Source organism: Symmachiella macrocystis (genome assembly GCF_007860075.1).
GTDB classification, from domain to species: Bacteria; Planctomycetota; Planctomycetia; order Planctomycetales; family Planctomycetaceae; genus Symmachiella; species Symmachiella macrocystis.
Genome location: NZ_SJPP01000003.1, coordinates 1,017,000 through 1,039,425, shown reverse-complemented (window position 1 = coordinate 1,039,425; position 22,426 = coordinate 1,017,000). Strand labels below are relative to the sequence as shown.

The 22,426-nt window shown below is 54.4% G+C and carries 20 protein-coding genes; 15 read left to right on the top strand and 5 right to left on the bottom strand.

All coding sequences use genetic code 11. The features are described 5' to 3' along the window. The first annotated feature begins 445 nt into the window (after positions 1-445). Positions 446-1,519 carry a 3-deoxy-7-phosphoheptulonate synthase gene (locus CA54_RS27450; protein ID WP_146374167.1) on the top strand — a complete coding sequence of 358 codons (1,074 nt, stop codon included), beginning with the start codon at positions 446-448 and terminating at the stop codon, positions 1,517-1,519. 22 nt (positions 1,520-1,541) lie between these two features. Here the strand turns inward: CA54_RS27450 and CA54_RS27445 are convergent, their stop codons facing one another. Beyond that, on the bottom strand, positions 1,542-1,748 hold the full coding sequence (locus CA54_RS27445) for a hypothetical protein (RefSeq protein WP_146374166.1): 207 nt from the start codon (positions 1,746-1,748) through the stop codon (positions 1,542-1,544). A 316-nt stretch (positions 1,749-2,064) separates the two neighbouring features. Between CA54_RS27445 and bioB the strand changes: the two genes are divergently transcribed. The 5 genes from bioB (at position 2,065) to CA54_RS27420 (ending at position 8,141) form a co-directional block, all read left to right on the top strand. Continuing rightward, a complete protein-coding gene (gene bioB, locus CA54_RS27440; protein ID WP_197532881.1) occupies positions 2,065-3,108 on the top strand; it encodes a biotin synthase BioB in 1,044 nt (347 codons plus the stop codon). A gap of 224 nt (positions 3,109-3,332) precedes the next feature. After that, positions 3,333-4,397, top strand: a complete 1,065-nt coding sequence (locus CA54_RS27435; RefSeq protein WP_146374164.1) for a DUF6263 family protein — start codon at positions 3,333-3,335, stop codon at positions 4,395-4,397. A gap of 266 nt (positions 4,398-4,663) precedes the next feature. Next, positions 4,664-5,596, top strand: a complete 933-nt coding sequence (locus tag CA54_RS27430; RefSeq protein WP_146374163.1) for a DNA integrity scanning protein DisA nucleotide-binding domain protein — start codon at positions 4,664-4,666, stop codon at positions 5,594-5,596. 213 nt (positions 5,597-5,809) lie between these two features. After that, positions 5,810-7,078: an ABC transporter permease gene (locus CA54_RS27425; protein WP_146374162.1), complete on the top strand. Its 1,269-nt coding sequence runs from the start codon at positions 5,810-5,812 to the stop codon at positions 7,076-7,078. 169 nt (positions 7,079-7,247) lie between these two features. Further along, the gene (locus CA54_RS27420; RefSeq protein ID WP_146374161.1) at positions 7,248-8,141 is read left to right on the top strand and encodes a metallophosphoesterase; all 894 of its coding nucleotides are present in this window, start codon (positions 7,248-7,250) and stop codon (positions 8,139-8,141) included. A 65-nt stretch (positions 8,142-8,206) separates the two neighbouring features. Here CA54_RS27420 and CA54_RS27415 read toward each other — a convergent pair whose 3' ends face one another. Next, the gene (locus CA54_RS27415; RefSeq protein WP_146374160.1) at positions 8,207-8,647 is read right to left on the bottom strand and encodes a hypothetical protein; all 441 of its coding nucleotides are present in this window, start codon (positions 8,645-8,647) and stop codon (positions 8,207-8,209) included. A 1,032-nt stretch (positions 8,648-9,679) separates the two neighbouring features. On the opposite strand from CA54_RS27415, the gene CA54_RS30280 reads away from it, so the two are divergent. Together CA54_RS30280 and CA54_RS30275 are read left to right on the top strand one after the other, a co-directional pair. Next, positions 9,680-10,186 (top strand): transposase, encoded by a 507-nt coding sequence (locus tag CA54_RS30280; protein ID WP_146374159.1) that lies wholly within the window; start codon positions 9,680-9,682, stop codon positions 10,184-10,186. After that, positions 10,117-10,515: a transposase gene (locus CA54_RS30275; protein WP_197532893.1), complete on the top strand. Its 399-nt coding sequence runs from the start codon at positions 10,117-10,119 to the stop codon at positions 10,513-10,515. Before CA54_RS30280 ends, CA54_RS30275 begins: the two co-directional genes overlap by 70 nt. Here CA54_RS30275 and CA54_RS27400 read toward each other — a convergent pair. Then, positions 10,501-10,899: a hypothetical protein gene (locus tag CA54_RS27400; RefSeq protein WP_146374157.1), complete on the bottom strand. Its 399-nt coding sequence runs from the start codon at positions 10,897-10,899 to the stop codon at positions 10,501-10,503. The genes CA54_RS30275 and CA54_RS27400 overlap by 15 nt on opposite strands. Positions 10,900-11,188: 289 nt before the next feature. Then, complete coding sequence (locus tag CA54_RS27395; protein WP_231963218.1) at positions 11,189-12,946, bottom strand: hypothetical protein; 1,758 nt, start codon at positions 12,944-12,946, stop codon at positions 11,189-11,191. 141 nt (positions 12,947-13,087) lie between these two features. Here CA54_RS27395 and CA54_RS27390 point away from each other — a divergent pair, with 141 nt between their 5' ends. The 5 genes from CA54_RS27390 to CA54_RS27370 all read left to right on the top strand — a co-directional run bounded on the left by CA54_RS27390 (position 13,088) and on the right by CA54_RS27370 (position 17,839). Then, a complete protein-coding gene (locus tag CA54_RS27390; protein ID WP_146374156.1) occupies positions 13,088-14,173 on the top strand; it encodes a ChbG/HpnK family deacetylase in 1,086 nt (361 codons plus the stop codon). A 67-nt stretch (positions 14,174-14,240) separates the two neighbouring features. Then, the gene (locus CA54_RS27385; RefSeq protein ID WP_146374155.1) at positions 14,241-14,654 is read left to right on the top strand and encodes a hypothetical protein; all 414 of its coding nucleotides are present in this window, start codon (positions 14,241-14,243) and stop codon (positions 14,652-14,654) included. A 194-nt stretch (positions 14,655-14,848) separates the two neighbouring features. After that, entirely contained in the window at positions 14,849-15,925 is a 1,077-nt protein-coding gene (locus tag CA54_RS27380; RefSeq protein WP_146374154.1) for an SMP-30/gluconolactonase/LRE family protein, read from the top strand. Positions 15,926-16,273: 348 nt separating this feature from the next. Further along, complete coding sequence (locus CA54_RS27375; protein ID WP_146374153.1) at positions 16,274-17,122, top strand: cell division protein FtsQ/DivIB; 849 nt, start codon at positions 16,274-16,276, stop codon at positions 17,120-17,122. Between the two features lie 210 nt (positions 17,123-17,332). Beyond that, positions 17,333-17,839, top strand: coding sequence for a hypothetical protein (locus tag CA54_RS27370; protein ID WP_146374152.1), 507 nt, complete (start codon positions 17,333-17,335; stop codon positions 17,837-17,839). Positions 17,840-17,892: 53 nt separating this feature from the next. Here CA54_RS27370 and CA54_RS27365 read toward each other — a convergent pair whose 3' ends face one another. Next, positions 17,893-18,603: a metallophosphoesterase family protein gene (locus CA54_RS27365; protein WP_146374151.1), complete on the bottom strand. Its 711-nt coding sequence runs from the start codon at positions 18,601-18,603 to the stop codon at positions 17,893-17,895. A 331-nt stretch (positions 18,604-18,934) separates the two neighbouring features. On the opposite strand from CA54_RS27365, the gene CA54_RS27360 reads away from it, so the two are divergent. Beyond that, entirely contained in the window at positions 18,935-19,237 is a 303-nt protein-coding gene (locus CA54_RS27360) for a hypothetical protein (RefSeq protein ID WP_146374150.1), read from the top strand. A gap of 289 nt (positions 19,238-19,526) precedes the next feature. Beyond that, positions 19,527-22,412 carry a serine/threonine protein kinase gene (locus CA54_RS27355; RefSeq protein WP_146374149.1) on the top strand — a complete coding sequence of 962 codons (2,886 nt, stop codon included), beginning with the start codon at positions 19,527-19,529 and terminating at the stop codon, positions 22,410-22,412. The last annotated feature ends 14 nt before the right edge of the window (positions 22,413-22,426 follow it).

Here is a 22,426-nt window from a genome sequence, read left to right as displayed (position 1 = left end):
AATGAACCGGTGTGACAACCGGTTTAAAAACCCCTGACAACACCGCTCAGATCAGTCACAACAAAACTGACTTTAATTGTGTCTCTCCAACCTCTGCATACAACAGCCCGTCGGCGATCGTAGTGATCCCGACGGGCTGCTTTTATGCGCTGCGGGACGCCTCTTCGCCAGGGGTATGCCGTTGCGCAGGGAGAAACGGTGTTCGTTGTGCTGTGACTTTGTGACGATCATTCGTAATTTGGCGGGTGGACAATCTGTCGCAGGTCACCTTACAATGGGGATTCGTCGCGGGTTGTCCTGCACTGTGCTCCATGTGAGGCAAATCGTACTTTTTTCATTGGAAGATCTCCCCGACTACCAATCCGTAAGGTATTACTGAAATAGACCTTACGCGTGTATCTACACTCTGGGGCTGCTTAGAAATTCCCCCTTTAGGGCAATCGTTATGGCGTCTACACAAGATATCCACGTTCGCGGGACCGTTCCCTTGGTCTCGCCCGTCGATTTAAAACAACAACTCCCTGCCAGTGATGAGTCGATTGACTGCATCCTGAACAGCCGCCAAATGGTCGGCAAGATCTTAAGTGGAGAGGATCAACGGCTGATGTTGATCGTGGGGCCGTGTTCGATTCACGACGAAAAATCCGCGCTGGAATATGCCGAGCGGTTGGCAAAGTTAGCCCAAGAATTATCCGACACACTGCTGATTATCATGCGGGTCTATTTCGAGAAGCCGCGGACGACCGTGGGGTGGAAGGGGTTAATCAACGATCCCCATATGAACGGTACGTTTGATATCGAACAGGGCTTGCGTCGCGCGCGAACGTTACTCATCCAGACGACGGAAATGCAATTACCGACGGCGACGGAAATGCTCGATCCGATCACGCCGCAATATACGGCCGATCTGGTTTCTTGGGCTTCGATTGGCGCACGGACAACCGAGTCACAGACACATCGTCAAATGGCCAGTGGGCTTTCGATGCCGGTGGGATACAAAAACGCGACCGATGGCAATCCGGCGATCGCGATCCAAGCGATGCAGTCCTCACAATCGCCGCACAGTTTTTTGGGAATCGATGAACAGGGACAAACCTGCATCATCAATACAACGGGCAACAGCCTAGCGCACTTAATTCTTCGCGGCGGGCGCTCCGGCCCGAATTTCTCGGCCGAGCATGTCGAGAAAGCCGGCCAAGCGATGATTGATGCCGGCTTGAAGCCCAACATTGTTGTCGATTGTAGCCATGCGAATTCCAACAAGGATCACGAACAGCAGATTCCGGCGTTTCGCGATGTGCTCAAGCAGCGGGTGGCGGGCAACACGCAGATCATCGGCATGATGTTGGAGAGCAATCTCTGTGCGGGCAATCAAAGCCTGAGTGACGATCCGTCGGCATTGGAGTACGGAGTCTCGATCACCGATGCCTGTTTAGATTGGGATCAGACCGAGGTATTGCTCCGTGAAGCGGCTGCGGCGATGAGTCAAGTTCTGGGGCAATCGGCCAGCGCCACGTAGGTTGTGACCTGGCCGTGAACGGCTAACGTGTGCCAAACTCGCTGAGCAGGGCGGATGCCAATTGTTGAATCATCGGCGAATCCGGTGAGGCTTCATTTCGATTTTGAGTACCGGTTGAACCGCCTCCTGGCTTTCTGGGCATGACGGCGCGGTTTGCGGAATAGACCATCCCGCCCGGCGTCTGCTCCAATTCTAAAACACGCGTGAATTTTCCAAGTATTCTCGTCATTTTTCAGTGCCTAGCCTTTCTCAGAGTATGAAACTTCAAATATGGGTAGATATTGCCTGCCCAACAGTCTTTGCCCCATGCCAAGCGTAATGCCGTGAAGAGTGTTACAGGGAAAATTGACAAAATTACAAAGTTTTCCCAAGTCCCTCGAAATCCAATCTTTAAGTTGACGCAGATCCTCTCTCTCGACTGGTCAAGCAGGGGGGCATGGCGGTAGAATTGGCTCGATTGATAGCGATGGGCCCTGTCCCAACCCGTTTTTCCGCACGTCGGGCGATTGCCCGTCATTCCCTTAGACAAGTGATCAATGAGTTTGATGGATTCCACAGAATACGGACTACAGCGTTGGAACGACTTGGCCAGCCGCATACTGGACGGCGAAACTTGCAGTCGCGAGGCAGCGACTACGGTGCTCGAAGCGGGCGATGTGGAGATTCCCGCGTTGTTGGCGGCCGCATTCCGCATCCGCCATCACTATTTTGGTCGCAAGGTGCAACTCTATTTCCTGCAGAACGCCAAAAGCGGGCTGTGTCCGGAAGATTGCGGATACTGTTCGCAGTCAAAAATCTCTGAAGCGGCCATTCCCAAATACGTCATGAGCGACGAAGCAACGCTGATGGCGGGTGCTCAACGAGCTTTTGAATCTAAGGCGAAGACGTATTGTATCGTTGCGAGCGGCCGCGGACCGACGCAGCGGGAGTTGCAGCACGTGGCTTCGACTGTGCGGAAAATCAAAGAAGCCTATCCGCTCCACATTTGCGCCTGTCTCGGTTTGTTGGAACCTGAGGACGCGCGGGTTCTGAAGGACGCTGGGGTGGATCGGATCAACCACAATCTGAATACCAGCGAAACGTACCACGAAGAAATCGTCACCACGCACACATATGCCGACCGGGTCGCCACGTTGAAAGCGGCCCGTGATGTCGGGTTGGAATTGTGCAGCGGCGGGATTATCGGCATGGGCGAACAGAACAGCGACGTGGTGGAGATGGCGCTGTCACTAAGGGAATTCCAGGTCGAGTCGATTCCGGTGAATTTCCTACATCCCATCGACGGCACGCCGTTGGCAGGAAAACGGGATTTGAGCCCATTGGATTGTCTGCGGGCGCTGTGCATGTTCCGCTTTACCAATCCCCAGACGGAACTTCGCATCGCCGGCGGCCGGGAACTGCATCTCAAAAGCCTGCAATCCCAGGCGTTGTATGCGGCGAATTCGCTGTTTGTCAGCGATTATCTGACAACGACCGGCCAGCCGCCGCAAGAAGATGTCTCCATGATCGAAGACCTCGGTTTTGAGATCGTGTTGGCGGGCGGCGAAATCGCGGTGGAGAGCTGCGAAACGGCTGTGACAGCAGACTGAACTGGCTGCAAACGCTCTGGTTTTTCGGGCAATGGTCGGTTAATGCGCGGTAAGTGGGATTTGGTGAATCTCATCTCCACCTACTGCGTGGATTCTGCTAGCATCCGCCTCCTTGAAATCCTGGGCCGGGGTCTTTTTGTGCCGGACACAACAGAACCACCCGCCCCGCATCTCATTTTCCGGCCAAAACTACGCCGGTTGCGTTTCATGGAAGGAACCGCACGATGCATCGTTGTTTGGTCTGCCGATCATTTTTGATTTTGATTGCCTGCGCAATTGGGACGTCGCCTCTCTCGGCCGACAAAAAACCGGAAGTGACGGCCCCGCCCGTTGCCGACGAGTCTTCCACTACAGCGACGGACACGGCTGCGACAACAGCCGAGACGGACCCGAGCGCATCGTCCGACGCGGGAGAGACCACAGCCTCGCAGGAGACTGCAGAGCAAGCGGATCAATCTCATAAATATGAATTGACCTACATCTTTACACCGGGCCAAGTGGTGCATTTGCAGTCGAATTATCACGCTCAGATGACGGTTAATTTCAAAGAAGCGAAGCAGATCGACAAGAATAAGAGCAAGCTTTGGAAGCATTACACGGTGGTGGCTGTTTCCGAAGATGGTTCGGGGACCTTGGAGTTGCAACTGGACAAGGCGCACCAGGAAGCGCAATTCGGTAATCATCCGCCGGAAGTTTTCAAAAGTGATGACCCCAAATTCCATCATCGCAAATTTCGCGACACTTTGAAAAAGATCGGCCGTCCCACTGCTCTCATCGACTACTCGGCGCAAGGAAAACTGCTGAAAGTGGTCGACCCCGCTGGGACGAATAAGGTCGCCGTCCGCAAACGGCCGCCGCAGGACCACCAAGGTTTTTTGATTCCACTGCCTAGTGAGCCGGTCTCGGTTGGCGAAACCTGGAAGGACCCGTATCAGCAGTCCGTGGGAATCAAGGGTGGGTTGTCCCGCATTATCGACATGCTGCGGGTCTACGAATTGAAGTCAGTCGACGGGGACTTAGCGACGATCGAATTCAAAACGGTGATTTTGACGCCGGTGAACAACAAGGAAATCCTTGTGCAACTGATTCAGCGTCAAACTGAAGGGACCATGGTCTTCGATATGAAAAAAGGGCTGATCGTGGAGAAGCTGATCACGGTCAATGAGTCGGTGGTCAATGCGTTCGGCCCGGGGACCTTTATGCAAGCGGTCACAAAACTGACAGAGTCGACCGTGCCGGAAAACGTCGTCGCGAAAAACGAAAAACAGGCCGCCACGGAAACGAAGTGACGCACATCCCGGGCGGATTTCGGCCTTCCCGAAGCAGCGGTGCGCCGCGAGAAGGTGTTCGTGCGTTGACCTTGCTCGCAATTCGCCTAAACTGGGAATGCGGAACCGTCTTGCCGTTTTTCTATTGCTGGACATTTTTCCGCCCTTGTTAGGTTTCACGGGGCAGGATGACCATTGGTTTCAGGCACGTCCCGACTAAGATGCCGTTTATAGAACCGCTCGAACGAATCCTCCGAATTATGCATTGGGACGTTGGCCGCTGACCGATGAAACGAACTGCGATCACCGAACAATTCGAAGCGGTTTTAGTTTCCGCGCGTCGCCTTGCGCAGCGAACCGAGGCAGAGGCAATCGTACTGCTGGCCGATTTGCCCTATGATTTCACAGCCGTCAAACGCTCCATTGGCAAATCCCTGTTGCTGGTCGCCAGCGACAAACCGGATGTGCAACGCTGTGCGGTCGAGGATGAAATTGCCATGGTTCCGCTGATCAATGAACCGGAAACGGTTCAAATGCAGCTCAGCCAGGCGTTGCTTGAGGCGATCGCCGACGATCTGCTGCGGCCGGGCGTCAAAGTGGTGGCTCTTTATCCCGGGTTCGAAGTCAATGCGATTGATACGATCAGCGTCGTGAATCTGACCGAGCATTTGGTCCGCTTGACCGCCCGTGATCTGCAGCGGCTCGAAACCCAAGTTCCGCTGGAAACGTTGCGAATGGTGGTCGACTTGGCTTGCGAAATCGGCCGCGAAGGCCGGGAAGGCAAACCGGTGGGGACCACGTTTGTGGTGGGAGATCACCGCAAGGTGCTCAGGTTGTCGCATCCCACAATCCACAATCCGTTTCGGGGGTATGCGAAGAAGGAACGCCAGTTTCGCGATGCGCGTACGCGGGAAAGCATCAAGGAATTTGCGCAGATCGACTGCGCGTTTGTGATCTCTTCTGATGGGTTTGTCGAATCGGCCGGGCGATATCTCGACGCTCCTGCGCATGGATTGACGCTCTCCAAAGGCCTGGGGTCGCGACATTGGGCGGCGGCCGCCATTTCTAAAGCGACCAAAGGGATTGCCATCACCGTCTCCGAATCGACCGGAACGGTGCGACTGTTTCAGGACGGCATTGTCATGCTCCGCATCGAACCACTCGACCGGGCGATGAAATGGCAAGCCTTTGAATTCGAACCGCCGCCGACCACCGATTGAATGTCGTTTGACCAACAGGCAAACGCCTACGTCGCCATGCGTGGGATACTAGGGTCGCCGAGGCGGCGCCGTCGATTTTTGCCCCGCTTTCTCACTGCGTGCGGATGATATCGCAGCGCCGCGCCGCTACAGTGGTAGGACGATTCCGCCTAATCCACCCTGGGCTGGGCGCAATATCCTACTAAAAACGTCGTTCCGACCTGTAGACCTGCTATGCCGAAACCGCTGCCCCATCAAAACGAATCTCCTGTTCTGACGCGCTCGCGGTGGAGCATGCTGGGCAGCGCGCTGGGACCGTTTTTGGCATTGGCCCTGGTGATCGTACTGTTCGGTTTCGCCGATGGTCTGCAAGCGGACGGTGGCAATTTCTTATCCTTAAGGAACATGCGCTCCATTTCCGTCCAAACCGCGACGGTGGCTGTTGCCGCTTTGGGGATGACGATCATCGTGATTGCCGGCGGGATTGATCTTTCCGCGGGGACCAGTCTGGCGCTGTGTGCGACGGTGCTGGCTTGGTGTCTGAAGGAAGACGCGGCGCTGTTGATCGTGCATGGCGACAATGTGGCCGGAATACAACAGAAGATCGACGATGCTCAGGAGCGCTTGGACCGCATTTCTAACGAGATCCAGCGCGCACAGCGACGCAACAACGCGGATCCGGGTAAAATTGCCGAGCTCGAGGCGGAACAAAAATCGCTGCAACGACAACTGCCGAAACTGCAGGAAACGTCGAAGACAATCCAGAAGGCAGCACCGAACATCTCGCCCTATTCCCCGGCGCTGGCCGTCTTTGCCGGGATCGGAACCGGATGTCTGGCGGGTCTGCTCAATGGGATACTGGTTAGCTATTTGCGCGTGGTGCCGTTCATCGTCACGTTGGGAACGATGCGGCTGTATCTGGGTATGGCCAAGGAAGTCGCCGACGAGACCACCGTGCGACCCGATTTGAATGAGCAAATTCCGCACTGGCTGGGGAGTTTTCTCAGCCTGCAACAGGACGCGCGCTGGCTGGGATTTCCGCTGGGTGTCTGGTTGATTTTCGTCTTGGCCCTCATCCTGGCAGCGGTCTTGCGGTATACGGTGTTCGGGCGTTACGTGTTTGCACTGGGATCGAATGAGTCGACGGCGCGGTTGTGTGGAATCAATGTCGAGCGGAACAAGATCGCCCTGTATGGATTGGCTGGCCTCTTTTTCGGCATCGCCGGGCTGTATCAATTCTCGTTGCTGTCAGTCGGCAATCCGACTTCGGGCATCGGCTTGGAACTCAACGTGATCGCCGCCGTGGTCATCGGCGGCGGCAGCCTAAGCGGCGGCCGCGGTTCGGTGGTCGGCACACTCACCGGAGCAGCCATCATGGCGGTCATCACCAGCGGCTGCACGCAACTGGGACTGAAGAACCCCGTGCAGGACATGATTCTGGGAGCAATCATCGTCGCAGCGGTGGCGATTGATCAGATTCGACAACGACGGTTGGCGGCATAGTAGCCCGCCTGGAAAAAGAGTGCCACTGACGGCTTGTCCGCCTGTGCAAACAGCGTGACCGGAAAAAGACTGCTGGACAAGTCAGCAGTGGCACACGACGTAATTCTGTTACGCTAGTCGACATGCAAGCCTGGAGTGGTTTCAGGTTTGTCACAATCAGAAATTTCGCTTGAATTCATTAGACCTGGTTTCATTCATGACAGTCCTCAACAACCTGCGCGCTTTCAAACCCTCTTGGATTCAGGTCGCTTTCATTGGCGTCATCGTCTGTTCTTTCGTGACTCCCGTTTTCGCTGAAGACGATGCGAAATTCGAGCCGTTTACGTTTGTGCAGCTTTGTGACACGCAATTGGGAATGGGGGGATACGAGCATGATATCCAGACATTCAGACAAGCGGTGAAGCAGATCAATGAAATGGATCCCGATTTTGTCGTGATTTGCGGCGATCTGGTCAATACTGCGAATGATACTTCATTCGTGGATTTCAAGACCATCAAGAGTGATTTGACGGTCGCCTGTTATTGCGCTCCGGGAAATCATGATGTGGGCAAACCAGATTCCAAGGCTCTGAAACGTTACCGTGAGACGATCGGTAAAGACTATTTCAGTCTCAAACACAAAGGCTACACGTTTGTGTTCACCAACACTCAACTTTGGAAAGCTCCGCTCAAAGGAGAATCTGAAAAGCATGCTGCCTGGGTCGCGCAGATCTTGTCAGAAGCCAAGCAAAACCAATCGCCCGTCATGATGGTGGGGCACTTTCCGTTGTTTGTGAAAAAACCGGACGAAAAGGAAACGTATTACAATCTCCCGATAGAGACACGCCATCAATTGTTGGACCTCTACAAACAAAATGGCGTGCTGGCAGTCCTTGCCGGTCATACACACACCACGATCATCAACGACTATGACGGCATGCAATTGGTGAATGGCGAAGTCACCAGCAAAAGTTTTGACAAACGCCCCCTGGGATTTCGCTTGTGGACCGTTGAATCTCTTCAAACAGCGAAACATGAATTCGTGCCTCTCACAAACCAATTCGAAGAACTGAAACAAAAGTAGCCCGCAGCTGTCGGAGAAGTGGCTGGCGAATGTTTGATGTCCATTCTTGTCACCCACTGCCCTGACTATAATTCCCGTTTAAAACGGGCTTGACGCTTCGGGTCGTGGGCAATGTTTGATAGGAAAAGGCCGAAGTCAAAGTCTTCGTCTTCAACAAATGGCGTCGGGTCGTTTTCGATAGGTTCAGAATTTACGGCATATTCGTGTTTCACATGTTCTATGCCATTCTCCATCAGCGAGAGACAACGCTTCTCAGGTGGGCCACCGACCGTTATCTCGACTTTGTCGGACAACTTGATCTGAGCTTCGCCGATCCGCACGACCAACTCACCATTTGAGCGATAGATAGCGCAAAATACGCCGGACAGAATCGAGTAGGATCCGTCTATCTCTGAAGGAATCTCCCCGCCTTCCGAGGATTTGCTTCTAACCCTCCAAACGCCCGTCCTTTCATCCAATTCTGCCACGTCGTTAAAGAGATCACAGCTTTGCAGCCATTTCATCATGCTCTCCTAGACGCCAGGGTTGACAGGTGGTCTGGACGCACAGTTGGTGGCAATCCGCAAATCTCTCCCGCGGCTGCGCCGACCCGAAAGAATCTTTCGGGCCACCCGCGAATTGTTCATCGTTTGCCTATTATGGCCGTCAGTATTTCAATGCCTGATTCATGCAAACATCCTTTGCCAGTTAAACTTACGTCCGTCATTGTATTTGAATCGCGAGGCAACCACTGGCAACCCGTTGGACAACTACACCACTGCAAGTTATCGAAATAATCGTGATGTGCCAAATCGAATTCCAGTCATTCCATTTTCCTCGATCGCAATCTTTAGGTCTTCGCGCACATAGCATTTTGCGAACCTCGGCGGACTCGACAATCGAAACAACGCGACGTCTTGCAATGCTTGACACGATTCGATAATGGCTTCTGCTTCCTCCACTTTTGCTTCAGCTGCGATATCGACTGGCGTTGGCAGAAGGTGAAACCACCAGTAGTCCGGCACTTCTTTTCCGAGGTGCACAACAGGCAAAGAATAATATCGATGATCTGTTATCCGAAACGACTCAAATATAGAGCGAAGCCGACCACTAACAATCCACCCTGCACGCGGTATTGGAATTGAATTGATAAGGTCCGTTATGTGTACGTACCCTTTAAGGTGAACAGTATGAAAGTTTGGCTCAAATTCCGGAAATGCATCAAACCTCATGTTATGAACCGAATCAGGCGCATCATAATCGTATCCCGGTCCCATGTCTTCGTGAACGGGGCCATCAAGACTATCTGTAAACGTAAACAGTTTTCGCCTCATTGCATATACCCTTAACGGTCAAATCGCCACAATGGCACCACGAGGTTATAAATTACATATCGCAAGTGGAGAATCACCATCCGCATTAAATACTATAACTCTGCAATTGTGCAAATCGCTTTCTCGAGCAGCCGATTCGACGAGAGCCAGTTGCAAAACCGCTATCTCACTGAACATTTTGGCATAAGTCTTGCTCTGTGATCGGGGTGAAAGGAGACCCTGATTATGAGATTGACGTTTGTGTTCTGGCCGTCTGTTCGACGGCACAAGCACGGCGTCCAGGACGGAGCCAAGACACAACTTACGGATGAGCAATGGGATCGGATCAAAGACCTCTTTCCGTGGGAACCACCTACGAGATATGGCGGACGCCCCCGCAAGCATCCCCGCGATTGCCTGGAAGGCATCCTGTGGGTGCTTCGCAGCGGTGCGCGTTGGAAAGATTTACCAAACACTTTTCCCTCTTTTTCAACTTGCTGGCGACGGTTCCAAGAATGGACCGCGGCGGGCATCTTCAAAGTCGCTTGGGCGCGGCTGCTGCAGGAACTCGACGATCTGGGCGAGATCAACTGGGAGGAAACGATGGCCGATGGCACGTTTTCCCCAGCAAAAAAAGGGGCGCCGAGGTCGGCAAAACCAAACGCGGTAAGGGAACCAAGATCATGTTGCTCATCGACGGCGAAGGTTTGCCGTTGGGAGTCGACACCGAATCAGCCAACACTGCCGAAGTGAATTTGATCGAACGGTTGGTGGACCGCCGCACGACGCAGCGGCAGCCGCAGCGGTTGATTTACGACAAAGCCGGCGACAGCGATCCGTTGCGTGAACGTTTGGCGGCGCGGGGCATCGAATTGATTTGTCCGCATCGCCGCAACCGCAAAAGGCGTCCCACGCAGGACGGCCGCAAATTGCGACGCTACAAACGGCGTTACAAAGTCGAACGCACGATTGCTTGGCTGCAATCTTTCCGGCGTCTTGTAACACGTTACGAATATCATGCGCACCTCTTCAAGGGCTTCGTACAACTCGCGTGTTTGTTCACTACGTTACAGAGGTTTTGAAACTGGTTGGAAGCTGGCCCACTTTTTTATTTCTTCCCGAGCTATTGAATCAAATAACTCATCACCCTCCTTCAAGTCACCATTCGCTTGTCGCGCCTCCAGAGTGTCCAAGAGTTCGTCACTACGTTCCAGCAAGTCCGCGAAGGTTACTAAACAAACAGCCTTTTCCCTCCTTTCTCGAGTGTTAAGAGAGGCAGGGTACACTACAATATCTCCTGAGTCGAACCAGATTTCCACACGGATGTAACTGCAGTCGACACTCGCGTTCTTGGGAATCAGATAAGACTCGATATATTCGAACAATTCTTCCATGCATTCTTTTATAGATGCACCGTGTGGTGCATCTGCCATAAGCACCCCCCCCGGTTCTTGTCGCCACTGCATGATTTATAGGCCCTTAGATCTGGCGCTCAGCCTGCTGCTAGTTTGGTCAAATGCCTCATAGAAGCGACTTGCAATTGAACGAACATGGATAGCAACATCCTTATCTGAAACACCTGGGTGTTGCTCAACAAACTCGTACAATATATCTTCGATCAATTTGTATATTTGGGATGATTCGAAGTGTGGCGAAGGGTGCCACTGCTGGCTTGTCCAGCAGTATTGTGGACGGCCCCGCGATTCGCACTGGCGAACAAGCCGCCAGTGGCACCCATCTTCTGCTGACGAATCATCAGAGCGCCTGCAACAACTCTGCCGCCTTGTCCTCGTACATCTTCTGCCATTCCGGGGCCACCAGACAGTCGCTGTCTTCTTGGGCGTTGCCGACGTTTTTTAGCTGTTCGGCGGTGGGGCAGTAGTAGATGTAGCCGTTGGTATAGCCGGCGACGAAGGTGTGTTTGTGGGGGGAGACTTTTTTGAGGTTCAGGCCGATTTGGACGGTCAATTCTCCGGGGAAAGTCGTCAACACGAAATCGCCGATGCGGAGGCCAGCCAGTTCGACGTCGATCGTGCGGTTGCCGGAGGCGTAGCCGCGGGCGTGGTGTTTGCGTAACAGGCGCAGGTTGGTGTTGAGCCGCGTCAGTTTTTCCATGGTGTGGATGTTGCGGATGTAGTTTTGCATGTTGCGGCGGTTTTCGGCGTCGAGCTTGCTCAAATCATTGCGACCGCGGGCTTTGTCGAGCAAGTAAGCGTGCGAGTAATACGAGGGAAACTCTTCGGCAACGTTGTATTTGACGACCAACGGGATAAACGTTTTCAGATTCAAGCTGGTGCCGCCCAGTGAGCCGGCCAAGCGTAGTTGTTCGGCTTCCATATCAAAAATGCGCGTCGCCAGATCGGAGCGGGGCAGGGCGATATTCTCGCTGACGACTTTCAGTCGGTCGTCCGGTTTGGTTTCGATCGCGCGGACCGCTTTCAGCGTGCTCAGGCCTAGCATATTCCCCAGCGGTTCGGCGTTGCGGGGATGATCAACGTCTTTATAGAACACGGGATTGATATCGCCGCCGCAACCTTGCACGAATAGGGCGACGGTTCCCGGGTCGAGGTTTTCTTCAATGACTTTCGAGGAGAAGCCGGTCATGTCGGCGGTGTTCCCCCCATTTTGAGCCCCCTGAATCGGATGGCAGGCGAAGTTGTAAACCACGGCCAAGGTTCGTCCGTCCTCGCGATCAACACGGAGCACGCCGATTTCCGGATCGATCGGCCCGACTTTGGCGACCTCTTCGTCGGGAGGCAGAGAGTAGGCGTGTCGCACATCGATTTGCGTGCCGTCTTTCATGATCAGCCGACGATTCTCCGAGACACGGTCTTCGTGACCATGACCGACGCCGACGCGGGCGGGGACCAAATTGTCGGCCGCCTGTTTGACCGCTTGAAAAGTCCGCTCACCGATGTCGTGACAAATCCGGCTATGGCAATGGCTGGCGTTGATGATCACGTGCGTGGGAGGAATGCCGAGTTCCTTTTCAATCCGTGCCCGCACCTTGGCGAGATAGTCGTTGCCGATCGAACCGATCTCACCGATGGCGACGACGTCGATCGTGACGATAGCGGCGGTTGTAGTTTCGTTTTTCAGTACCAGCGCCCGGACATACGACCGGTCGTTCACCAAGCCATCGGGGTGGGTCACGTCGACTTTGCCAACACCAGCTTGCAACGTCGCCGCGGAGGCGGTGTTGTTGAGTAACGTGGCAACGAGCGCCGCAGCGATCAACAGCATGGTCATGCCCCGGCTGCAACGGCTAGGTTGGTCGTTTGTGCAGAATCGCGATCTGTGGTCAGTCAGGTTTGTCAAAGTCGTGTTCATCATGCAGGCCTTGTCTCGAAGGGTTGCGTCATGTGGTTTTTGGCGCGGAATGGGGCGCTCATCGTCTCCATGATGCGCGATTTTGGCCGATTTCGCGAGTCGCAACAGCAATACGGACGGGTCGCGTGTGGTGACGATGCTGCCGACGGACGTGATTGCAGAGGGTTTTCGGATTAACTGCATTTCGCGGTTCAATTTGTAGACTCCCTCCGGATTGTCCCCAATCGTGGCGGATCTGGGCTAGGAAAATTTGCACTTCCAGCGGCTACGAACTAACGTGGTGAGAGTTGTAGCTTCACGACATTCCCGACACGGAGAGAACAGATGATGCGTGCATTGGTGGCAGGGATAACGATCCTCGTGGCCGTTTCACAGACGGCTTATAGCCAAGAAACCTGGGCGGAACGTTTGGGCTATCCCGCCGGGAAACGCGTTGTGATTCTGTATGCCGACACGATGGGCGCCTCCTATGAGTTCAGTCGTCCCGGCCAGGAACTCCTGGTCAAAGGGCGTTTGAATTCAGTCAGCGTCATGTCGCCCTGCCCGTGGTTCGAAGAATTCGCCAACTGGTCCCGCGAAAATCCGCAGCATGACATTGGTGTTTGCTTGACACTCAACAGTCCGGGACAGCTGTATCGCTGGCGTCCGCTTACCGGATTGAATAGCAAGACCTCCACCTTGGTTGACCCCAAAGGCTACATGTGGGGAACGGAACTGCAATTGGGGCTGATGGCTGATCCTGAGGAGATTCGTCGCGAGATCGAAGCCCAGATCGCCAAAGTCCGTGCCGCGGGGATCCAACCCACGCACTTGCATCCCTTCATGGGCGTGTTGTTCATGCGTGAAGATCTCCTGAAAATCTATTTAGAAACCGCAGAGAAGAATTGGATTCCAGCTGTGGTTTTGGAATTGACCCCTGAAAAAATTCAGCATTTTCGCGACGGCGGAATTACGCTGTCCGACGAGATGATTGAAACGGTCCAAAAATACCGGTTACCCAAACTCGACGACGCGCATTTTGTTCCCGAAGCGGACAGCTACGAAAAGAAACGGGATCAATTCTATGAATTGGTCAACGGACTGCCTCCGGGGCTGGTACAGATCACTGCCGGTCCTGCCGACAAGTCGCTGGCACTCGAAGCAATTGCTCCACACTGGCAACAACGCGTTTGGGAAAATCAATTGTTGAACGACAAAGCCGTCCATGACTTTCTGAAGAAACAGGACGTGATCTTCACGAATTGGCGGGAAATTATGGCCCGGTTTGAAAATGCCGGCGGCCAGAGACCTGGCAAGCGTGGAGCTGCGAAAGAACAAGAAGACCTGGGCCAGAAGAGGGACATCACTGATGAAGCGGTCGTGCGGATTCCGACATTCGAGGAACCGCAGTTGTCGATCAAATTCGAGTAACAACACCAGGATGCGACAACCACCGTCTTTTCGATACCCAACGTGATCAGCTAGTCAGGTCAAGACAATGAGCGTCTGCGTTTTACTCGTGTTGCATATCGCCACCATCGATACCCAATCGCCGAGTCTGATTGGTCCACCGGCCGTCGGACACATCACGCACCCAGCGTGGAGCGAAGCCTGGAAGATCGAGGACTTAAGCGGTACGTCGCCCGCCGATGCGATGCGGTTGGCGTTTCAATCGCTGGCGCCGGCTGGTGGTTCGCAATTAGGCTCGACTGGATATAGGTCACGCGGATCGAATCCCACTTTTGGTGCGGGGAGCAATTACACCGCCCGCCGCCAACAACGGAGTCGTTATAACCAAGCCCAGAGAAGTTACCAATTCCCCAGCTATGGCGGTTACGGTCGGTACGGTGGGGGCGGTCGATACGGTGGATATGGTTTTATTCGCGAACCAAAGACCAACCGGAGTTGGTAAACCTCGGCAATCGGCCCCATAGCGGCCAGATTGACAGCCATGGCGCTGTTTTCAATGTGGAAAAAGTTTGCCCCAGTCGGCAAATTATTTCGGAGTACATGTCCTGCGGCGATACTTGTCCGAGTATCATGGGAAACTGAATTCCCGAGCCGATTGGGATGAGCACGCTCCATTTTCCACGTAAGGAACTGACCATGCGCCTGCTGATTACAATCACGATATGCGTTTGCGGTGTGGTAACATCGCACGCTGAGGAACTGCCCAAGCCCACCGGCACGTCCATCGTGGACCCTGATGCCAAATGGGAATTGCTATTCACCCGGTCCGCCGATGTCCAAGGGGGACTGACTGAAGGCCCCGCAGTTGCGCCCGATGGTAGTATTTATTTCACCGATATTCCGCTCGCCCCGGATCACGGCATGATCATGCGGTTTGATCCGAAGACGAAGCAGACGACGCTTTTTACTGGAAAGAGTGGCAAGGCGAATGGTCTGATCTTTGATGCGGACGGCTTTCTGTTGGCCTGCGAAGGCTCCGACGACGGTGGGCAGCGCGTGTCGCGTTGGGACGTCAAAACGGGCGAATCCGAAACGGTTGCCGACCACTTCATGGGCAAGAAATTCAATGCGCCCAATGACCTCTGCGTCGACGCTCAGGGCCGCATTTATTTCACCGACCCCCGGTACTTGGGTTCCGAGCCGCGCGAAATTGAATACCGCGCCGTGTATCGCATCGACCCCGATGGCAATGTGATTGAGATCACTCGCGACACGCTCAAACCCAACGGCATTGCTCTCAGCCCGGATGGGCGAACGCTTTATGTCGCTGACCACGATAACGGCGAAGACCAAATCGGCGCAAACACCAATCCGCCGCCGTTGCCCGGTCCGATGAAGATCTATGCCTTTCCGCTGAATGAAGCGGGAACCGTCGATGGCGAACGGCGGACGATCGTCGATTTCGGCGATCAAGCGGGATGTGATGGGATGACGATTGATGCGGAGGGAAATATTTATCTGACCGCACGGAGCCTCAAACGTCCCGGCGTGTTGGTCGTGAATCCCGATGGCGAGGAAGTTGCCTTTATTCCCACCGGTCCGCCAAATCAAAAACGGGATCCGAACCATCCTCCGGTGGGCATCCCCAGCAATGCGGAGTTCGGGATCGGCGACGAGATCAACGTGTTGTACGTTACGACCGATCTGAGCCTGTACCGCATTCCACTCAAGAGCAAAGGCTTTCACGTGCAATACGGCGATCGCAGCCACTGACGACTTGTCTGCCGGAGTCGTACGCGTTGTGTTGTGCGCACTGTTAGGACAAACCAGCGGTAAAACCCTGAGTTTTATACCGATTATCTGGTCGCCGTCCTGCGGGGACTCTCGCAAATCTGTTTGCGGAAACTTCACCGATGGGCACGATCGCAGCGATAGCAATTGGTTTTGAGATCGCTGTCAACCGGCTGGTAACGAAGGTCGATATCAAAGGATGTGGGGCGTGCGTACGTCCCTTGGAAACCTCCTGGATTGACCACGCGGAATATTATGGCGAAGAAGTCACGAACCAAAACGCGGACCCGGTCCAAACCGTCGCCTGCCTCCGGATGGGGATCTGCGTTGGTGAAAGGATTGTTTCAGCCCGGACGCTTGCTGGTTCTTGCCGCTGCGATCGTCACGGCGATGCTGATACGTGTCACCGTCAGCTGGCTGCCGGATCTGGCCGATCGTGACGAATACATCGTCAATGCAACGACCGTGGAAGTGACGTCGCCGCCGCGAATGGTTCCGCCGAATTTTATTCAGCAGGCGTTCGAGCGATCCGACATGCCGGAGCAGTTGTCGCTGTTGGATGAGTCCGTCACCCAACGCGTACACGATGCGCTGCAGCGCCATCCTTGGGTCGCGGAAGTCTCCCGTGTTTCGAAACAGGCACCGGGGCGGATTGTGGCGGAATTGAAATATCGTCGCCCCATTGCAATGGTCGAAGTTGCCCGCGGAGTCTATCCGATTGACCCCGACGGCACGTTGCTCCCGCCCGCCGACTTTACGGTCAGCGATGCCCAGCGGTACCCGTTGGTGGATGGAATCGTTTCGACACCACAAGGTCCGGAAGGGACGAATTGGGGGGATCCGGCGGTCAACGGCGCTGCTGATTTAGCAACGCTGCTTGAGTCTTCCTGGGAAGAATTTCAACTGGAGAAGATCCATTGCCGCTCCAGTCCCTCCGACAGCACGCCAGCATTCGAACTGATTTCGCGCGGCGGTTCCCGGATCATGTGGGGTTGCGCGCCGACCGAGGCGCGTCCCGGTGAACCGGATGCTGAACAAAAAATCCAACGACTTCGCAAATACTTGAAGCACTTCGGAAACTTCGAAAAGCCCGACGGCCCCTACGAAATTGATATTCGCCACTGGCAGGAGATTTCACGGATGCCGTTGACTGTTGGATTGGAGAAGTCTGTGCGGTAAGTGGCCGGTGGCCAGTAGGCAGTACGCAGTAGGCAGTGATGTTCGTGGCGGGGGCTTTGTTTTGCCGACCCTCAGGTCTGTTCCCTCATGCCTCACAACTCCCTCCGCACTACAATTTTGGTCTTCAAACGACTAATGTGGCGGTAGGCAAACGGCATGTGGTGCCGTCGCAAAATGTTCCCAATTCTCTGATGGGTGAGAGTCAATCCGATGCAGGGCCGTTATCTTTTTGCGTTGATCTTGGTGGCGATTTGCCTGGGTTTTGCCATTCAGCCTCATATCACAGCCGAGATGTACAATTTTCAACCCCCGCCGGGAACGCCGTTGGATGATGATGTCTCCGATATTGGTTCGCGGGTTGCGACATTCTTGCGGGGATTGGTCAACGGCCGCACCGATGAAGCAGTCAACGATCTGCTGGAAGGAAGTCCCCTGGAGCAGGATGGCGAGAAACTAGCGCAACTAAAAATTCAAATCGATCAATCTGAACAACAGTTTGGCAAGTTTTTACGCAGCGAAAAATTGCAACTGGAACCTATCGGAGGGTCGATCATTCGGGCAGTCTACGTCCTGCATTGTCGGCGCTTTCCTGTCATCTGGCGACTGACGTTTCATCGTGATGATGCCACCCGGGAATGGGTTTTGGTGGCATTGAGTTACGACACGAAATACGACGATGTTCCCACAACGGAATCGTCGCGACGCCCCTTGCAATAATGGCTCTTTTCTCCGGGCAACTGCTTCGACTGTGATTTCGCCGAGGAAGCGGATTACTCGGGATGTTCGCCGCGCGATCGTCCGCCGGTGCGTAACACGGCTTCGGCCATCTGTAGCACCCAACTCTCCACCCCTGCGCTACGCATCTGTTCTAAGCTGGCATCGATATCGTATGCCACGCGTCGTAATTCGACTTTTCCATTCTCGATCACCGCATAGGCGGCGCGGGGGTCACCGTCGCGGGGTTGACCGACGCTGCCGGGGTTGAGGATTTCCACTCCATCCAGTTTGAGGTGAAACTGCTGATGCGTGTGGCCGACGCAGACAAAGTCGGCATCGACGTGCTTCAGGCGGGCGGACCAGCCTTCGGGATCTTCGTACAGGTATTCGTCCAGTGGATCACGCGGAGTCGCGTGTACTAGATGAAACTTGAGTCCGTCGATTGTTTGCGACGCAGTCACCGGCAGACGGGAAAGATACCGCATTTTATCGGGGGTGATCGCGTTGTATTGGGCCTGACGTGTGGCAGCTGTCAGTCTCCGAAACGGTGATCCGCCGCGCACGGCGACGCGCTGCGCCACGGCGTGGTCATGATTCCCGCGCACGGCGAGCGTCGCATTTTTTTGCACCCAGTCGATGCATGGGAGCGGGTCCGTGCCATAGTCGACCAAATCTCCCAAAAAAAGACAGGCGTCGAATGATTCTTCAATCGCCTGGAGTGCGGGCCAATTGGCGTGAATGTCGGAAACGACAAGAATTTTCATAAATTACCCAGTGCCGTTTGCACTTTGAGTTGTCCTGCCCGGCACTGCTTGCCGCACATCTGCCGTGATTTTTAAAGATCCGTTTTAGGCTGTCGGATTCCACAATGCAAATTGGAGCGAGGAAGATGGAAGAGTCCAGCCACTTCAAAACGATCGACCGGTAGGCAAGGTGCTGGTCGCAATCGGCGGACTGACCCTTATTTTCAGCATAAAAACTAGGGACTTTTCTGCATTCAAATCGCAACTTTACAGACACATCTTGACCTGGAATGTCGGAAACGTGTCTAATGAGATAGACAACATAGGCCCTCAAATAATCTGGAGTGATCGCGTGGCAAATCGACCGATCGAACATTTGACACTTGTCGATAAGTTTAAACAAGCTGACCAGACAACGCGGGCCATCATGGATCATATCGAACGGGGATTTCTCCCCAAAGTGAACGACTTGGAACGTCTGGTACGTCCCAATCCTGATGCACTGGGACAACAGGAGGACGTGACCAATTTGCGAGTGAGAAACTATGCGGCAAATGTCATCTCCAGCGACGACTTCACGCACGAACAAAGCCGCCTGCTTGACGACTGCCTCAAGGCCATTGACATCGATGTCGCGCGTGAACTTGGGTCATAAACTACTTGCCCCAAGCAGCATCGACAACGACAAGATGACCACCGCGGCTTTGCAATAGTCCTTCCTTTTGAAAACCTTAGTGTGAACGTCGAATTCGACGGCGTGGGCCCGCTGTCTAAGGGGTTACATCTGGCGATTCGGCTGTTGGAATGTGTGCGACGTGCGACTTCTCTCACGCCCGGATTGACCACGAAGCATTGCAGCGATGCTGCGGTCTGACAGCGAGTTGCTTGGAAGCGGATTTTAAAAGCTTCCGTCAAACTATAAATTTTCTTCGAACTTAAAGTTCATGAACCTACCGATTGACCAACCTGATTCGCGGGGCGAATCGACTCCGAGCAGTTCGTTCGCAGACGCGAGCGGGGGGCCGCCGGTCAGTGGACCGGAAACGGTTGTCAATCCCGAAGGACGGCCCGATTATGCACCGCCTGTCCAGGCCTCTGTTTCGCCTCCGGTCACCGATCCCTCAGCGTGGCATCATCTGTTTCCCGCAACCAATGAAAACGGATCGGTTGATGCCAGTCCGATTGGTGTGGAACTGGACCATTTTGTTATTGAAGAGAGAATTCGCTCCGGAGGGATGGGGGCGGTGTTTCGCGCGCGGGACATCCGTATGGGTCGCAGCGTCGCGCTGAAGGTGATGCCTCCGCGTCAAACTCTCAACCCAGCGGCCGTCCGCCGATTTCAAAACGAAGCACAAGCGGCTGCACAACTCGATCACGACAATATTGCCCGTGCGTATTACGTAGGCGAAGACAAGGGGCTGCACTTCATCGCTTTTGAATTCGTCACCGGCATCAACATTGCCGAGATGATTTCTAAACAAGGGCGGTTGCCGGTCGACGACGCGTTGAACTACACGCTACAGGTCGCCTCGGCATTGGTGCACACTTCGGAACGGGGGGTGGTGCACCGTGATATCAAACCATCGAATATTATTATTACCCCCAAAGGCCGGGCAAAATTGGTCGATATGGGGCTGGCCCGCAATGAAAACCGTGAGGCCAGTGCCGATCTGACAGTCGCCGGCACGACTTTGGGCACGTTCGATTATATTTCGCCGGAGCAAGCCAAGGATCCGCGCGCGGTCGATGTTCGCAGCGACATTTATTCGCTGGGGTGCACCTTGTACCACATGCTCACCGGCCAAGCGCCGTATCCCGGCGGGACGATGCTCCAAAAATTACTGGACCACCAAGGCAAAGATGCGCCCGATCCGGCCGCTAAAAATCCGTACGTCTCCGATGATTTGGCGGCAGTCGTCCGCAAAATGATGGCCAGCGACCCCAAGCGGCGGTATCAGACGGCGGACGAATTATTGCGGGATTTGATGCTGGTCGCCGGGGCAATGGGCCTACGCAGTCTGAATCCCGAAGGGTTGGTCTGGATGTCCTCCCGACCTTTGTCGGCACCATTTTGGGAACGTCATCTACCCTGGATGTCGACATTCGCCGCTTTGATCATCCTGGTGACAGTCGCCAGTTTTCTGCCAGGTCGGGTTGCGGATGGTCCTGGAATCGCCCCCAATGCCGATCCCACGACCGATCAAGCGGACAACGGAACTGATGCGAAGGCCGCCGGTACCGAAAGCCCCGATATGCCGAATGATTTACAACCTAATACCGATGTTGTGAAAAGCCAAACCATCGACACGGGGGCGACTCCCCCGGACAGTAACGGAACGGAAGAAGAAAAACCGCGTCCCATCGGCGAGAAGGGGCCTGCGGTTGTCGCGGAGAACAGTACAACCCATCCTAAGTTTCCCCCAGCGACGAGCACCGACCAAGATTTGCTCAACAGTTTTGTCATCGGCCCGGCGGAAAATGAACAATTTCGTCTGGGCCCCGAAGGCAGCGGTAGCTATGTGACGGCCTTGTTACCGCCGCTGCAGCTCGAGACGGCCGAACCGGTTGCACAGCCTATCCCGGATGAAATTGGGAATAAGTCGCAGCAACCTCGGGTGCGAAAGATGCCCGCCGAGCCCATCGCAGACCGTCCCTTCATCGTATTGGGAATCGATGGCGCTGAGAACCGTGAGTATCGCTCCTTAGAAGCGGCCTGTACCGATGCGGTGGATGGCGGCAAAATTGAGTTGCGGTATAACGGCATTCGCCGAGAACGGACGCCGATCCGGATTGAAGGCAAACGCATCACGATTCGCGCGGGGATCGGTTTTCGACCGACGCTAGAATTGGCCCCGTCGCAGAGTCCGCTCGCGGGTTACCGAAATCATTTCATCAACGTCGTAGGCGGCGCCTTGGAGATGGCCAATGTCAATTTGTTATTGTCGATCACTGAAGGATTCCCGTCGGATCGCTGGGCGATCTTTTCGTTAGAGCAGCCCGAGTCGGTGCAGATGGAGGGAGTCACAGTGACGGTGGAAAACCGTGATCGACATCGCCAAATTGCGGTTTTCGATCTCTCCTCCCGAACCAATTTCAGCGATATGCCCTTGCCGGACAACGGTACATTGAAGCCGTTGCAGGTGATGATTTCTCGATGTGTGTTTCGCGGCGGTTGCGATTTTTTAACGGTCCATCAACAGACGGGATCGCAGTTCACCATCGAGAATACTCTGTTGGCGTTTTGGCCAAACGGAACCGTCGTGCGTGTTTTGGGCGGAATGTATGAACAAGATGATGATGAGTATGTCGATTTCACGCTCAAACACTGCACGGTACTGTTGAGTAACAGCTTGGTGGTCATGTCCAGTGACACGGTGCCGCACAAGTTGATTCCCGTGCAAGTCACCGCCACAAACAACATCATTAGCAGTTTTGAAATTTGCCCACTGGTCGAAATGTCAGGTCGCGCTCCGGTGAACGATTTTCGTGATTTAATTCAATGGACCGGCAAGTACAACTTCTATGATGATTTCACCGATTTTTGGCAAATCGAATCCAACTCGACCGATGAGGGTCTGGACACATTGGATTTTGAAGACTGGCAGAAATGGCGAACTGTCAATGAGGTCGATGCCTACAACGAACGCATTTACTGGGAAGAGCGGCAACAGAAAAGCTGGCGCGACATGTCGGCCGCTACGCTGACTCCCAACAACGTGCGACTGCATCCCACGATCACCAACCGCGCATCCAGCGGAACCGCCACCGGCAGCCAAGCCGGCGCACGTCTCGACGAATTACCCAGGCTTGGTAGGAGTGAGGCAGAGTAGCTCGCGGCGGAGAG

Bases quoted from the DNA above. Each gene is read 5' to 3' on its own strand.
- CA54_RS27385 (WP_146374155.1), top strand. From the start codon at position 14,241: ATGAGCGTCTGCGTTTTACTCGTGTTGCATATCGCCACCATCGATACC.
- CA54_RS27430 (WP_146374163.1), top strand. From the start codon at position 4,664: ATGAAACGAACTGCGATCACCGAACAATTCGAAGCGGTTTTAGTTTCC.
- CA54_RS27355 (WP_146374149.1), top strand. From the start codon at position 19,527: ATGAACCTACCGATTGACCAACCTGATTCGCGGGGCGAATCGACTCCG.
- CA54_RS27390 (WP_146374156.1), top strand. From the start codon at position 13,088: ATGATGCGTGCATTGGTGGCAGGGATAACGATCCTCGTGGCCGTTTCA.
- CA54_RS30280 (WP_146374159.1), top strand. From the start codon at position 9,680: ATGAGATTGACGTTTGTGTTCTGGCCGTCTGTTCGACGGCACAAGCAC.
- CA54_RS27425 (WP_146374162.1), top strand. From the start codon at position 5,810: ATGCCGAAACCGCTGCCCCATCAAAACGAATCTCCTGTTCTGACGCGC.
- CA54_RS27415 (WP_146374160.1), bottom strand. From the start codon at position 8,647: ATGATGAAATGGCTGCAAAGCTGTGATCTCTTTAACGACGTGGCAGAA.
- CA54_RS27450 (WP_146374167.1), top strand. From the start codon at position 446: ATGGCGTCTACACAAGATATCCACGTTCGCGGGACCGTTCCCTTGGTC.
- CA54_RS27395 (WP_231963218.1), bottom strand. From the start codon at position 12,946: ATGCAGTTAATCCGAAAACCCTCTGCAATCACGTCCGTCGGCAGCATC.
- CA54_RS27365 (WP_146374151.1), bottom strand. From the start codon at position 18,603: ATGAAAATTCTTGTCGTTTCCGACATTCACGCCAATTGGCCCGCACTC.
- CA54_RS27380 (WP_146374154.1), top strand. From the start codon at position 14,849: ATGCGCCTGCTGATTACAATCACGATATGCGTTTGCGGTGTGGTAACA.
- CA54_RS30275 (WP_197532893.1), top strand. From the start codon at position 10,117: ATGTTGCTCATCGACGGCGAAGGTTTGCCGTTGGGAGTCGACACCGAA.
- CA54_RS27370 (WP_146374152.1), top strand. From the start codon at position 17,333: ATGCAGGGCCGTTATCTTTTTGCGTTGATCTTGGTGGCGATTTGCCTG.
- bioB (WP_197532881.1), top strand. From the start codon at position 2,065: ATGGATTCCACAGAATACGGACTACAGCGTTGGAACGACTTGGCCAGC.
- CA54_RS27445 (WP_146374166.1), bottom strand. From the start codon at position 1,748: ATGACGAGAATACTTGGAAAATTCACGCGTGTTTTAGAATTGGAGCAG.
- CA54_RS27435 (WP_146374164.1), top strand. From the start codon at position 3,333: ATGCATCGTTGTTTGGTCTGCCGATCATTTTTGATTTTGATTGCCTGC.
- CA54_RS27400 (WP_146374157.1), bottom strand. From the start codon at position 10,899: ATGCAGTGGCGACAAGAACCGGGGGGGGTGCTTATGGCAGATGCACCA.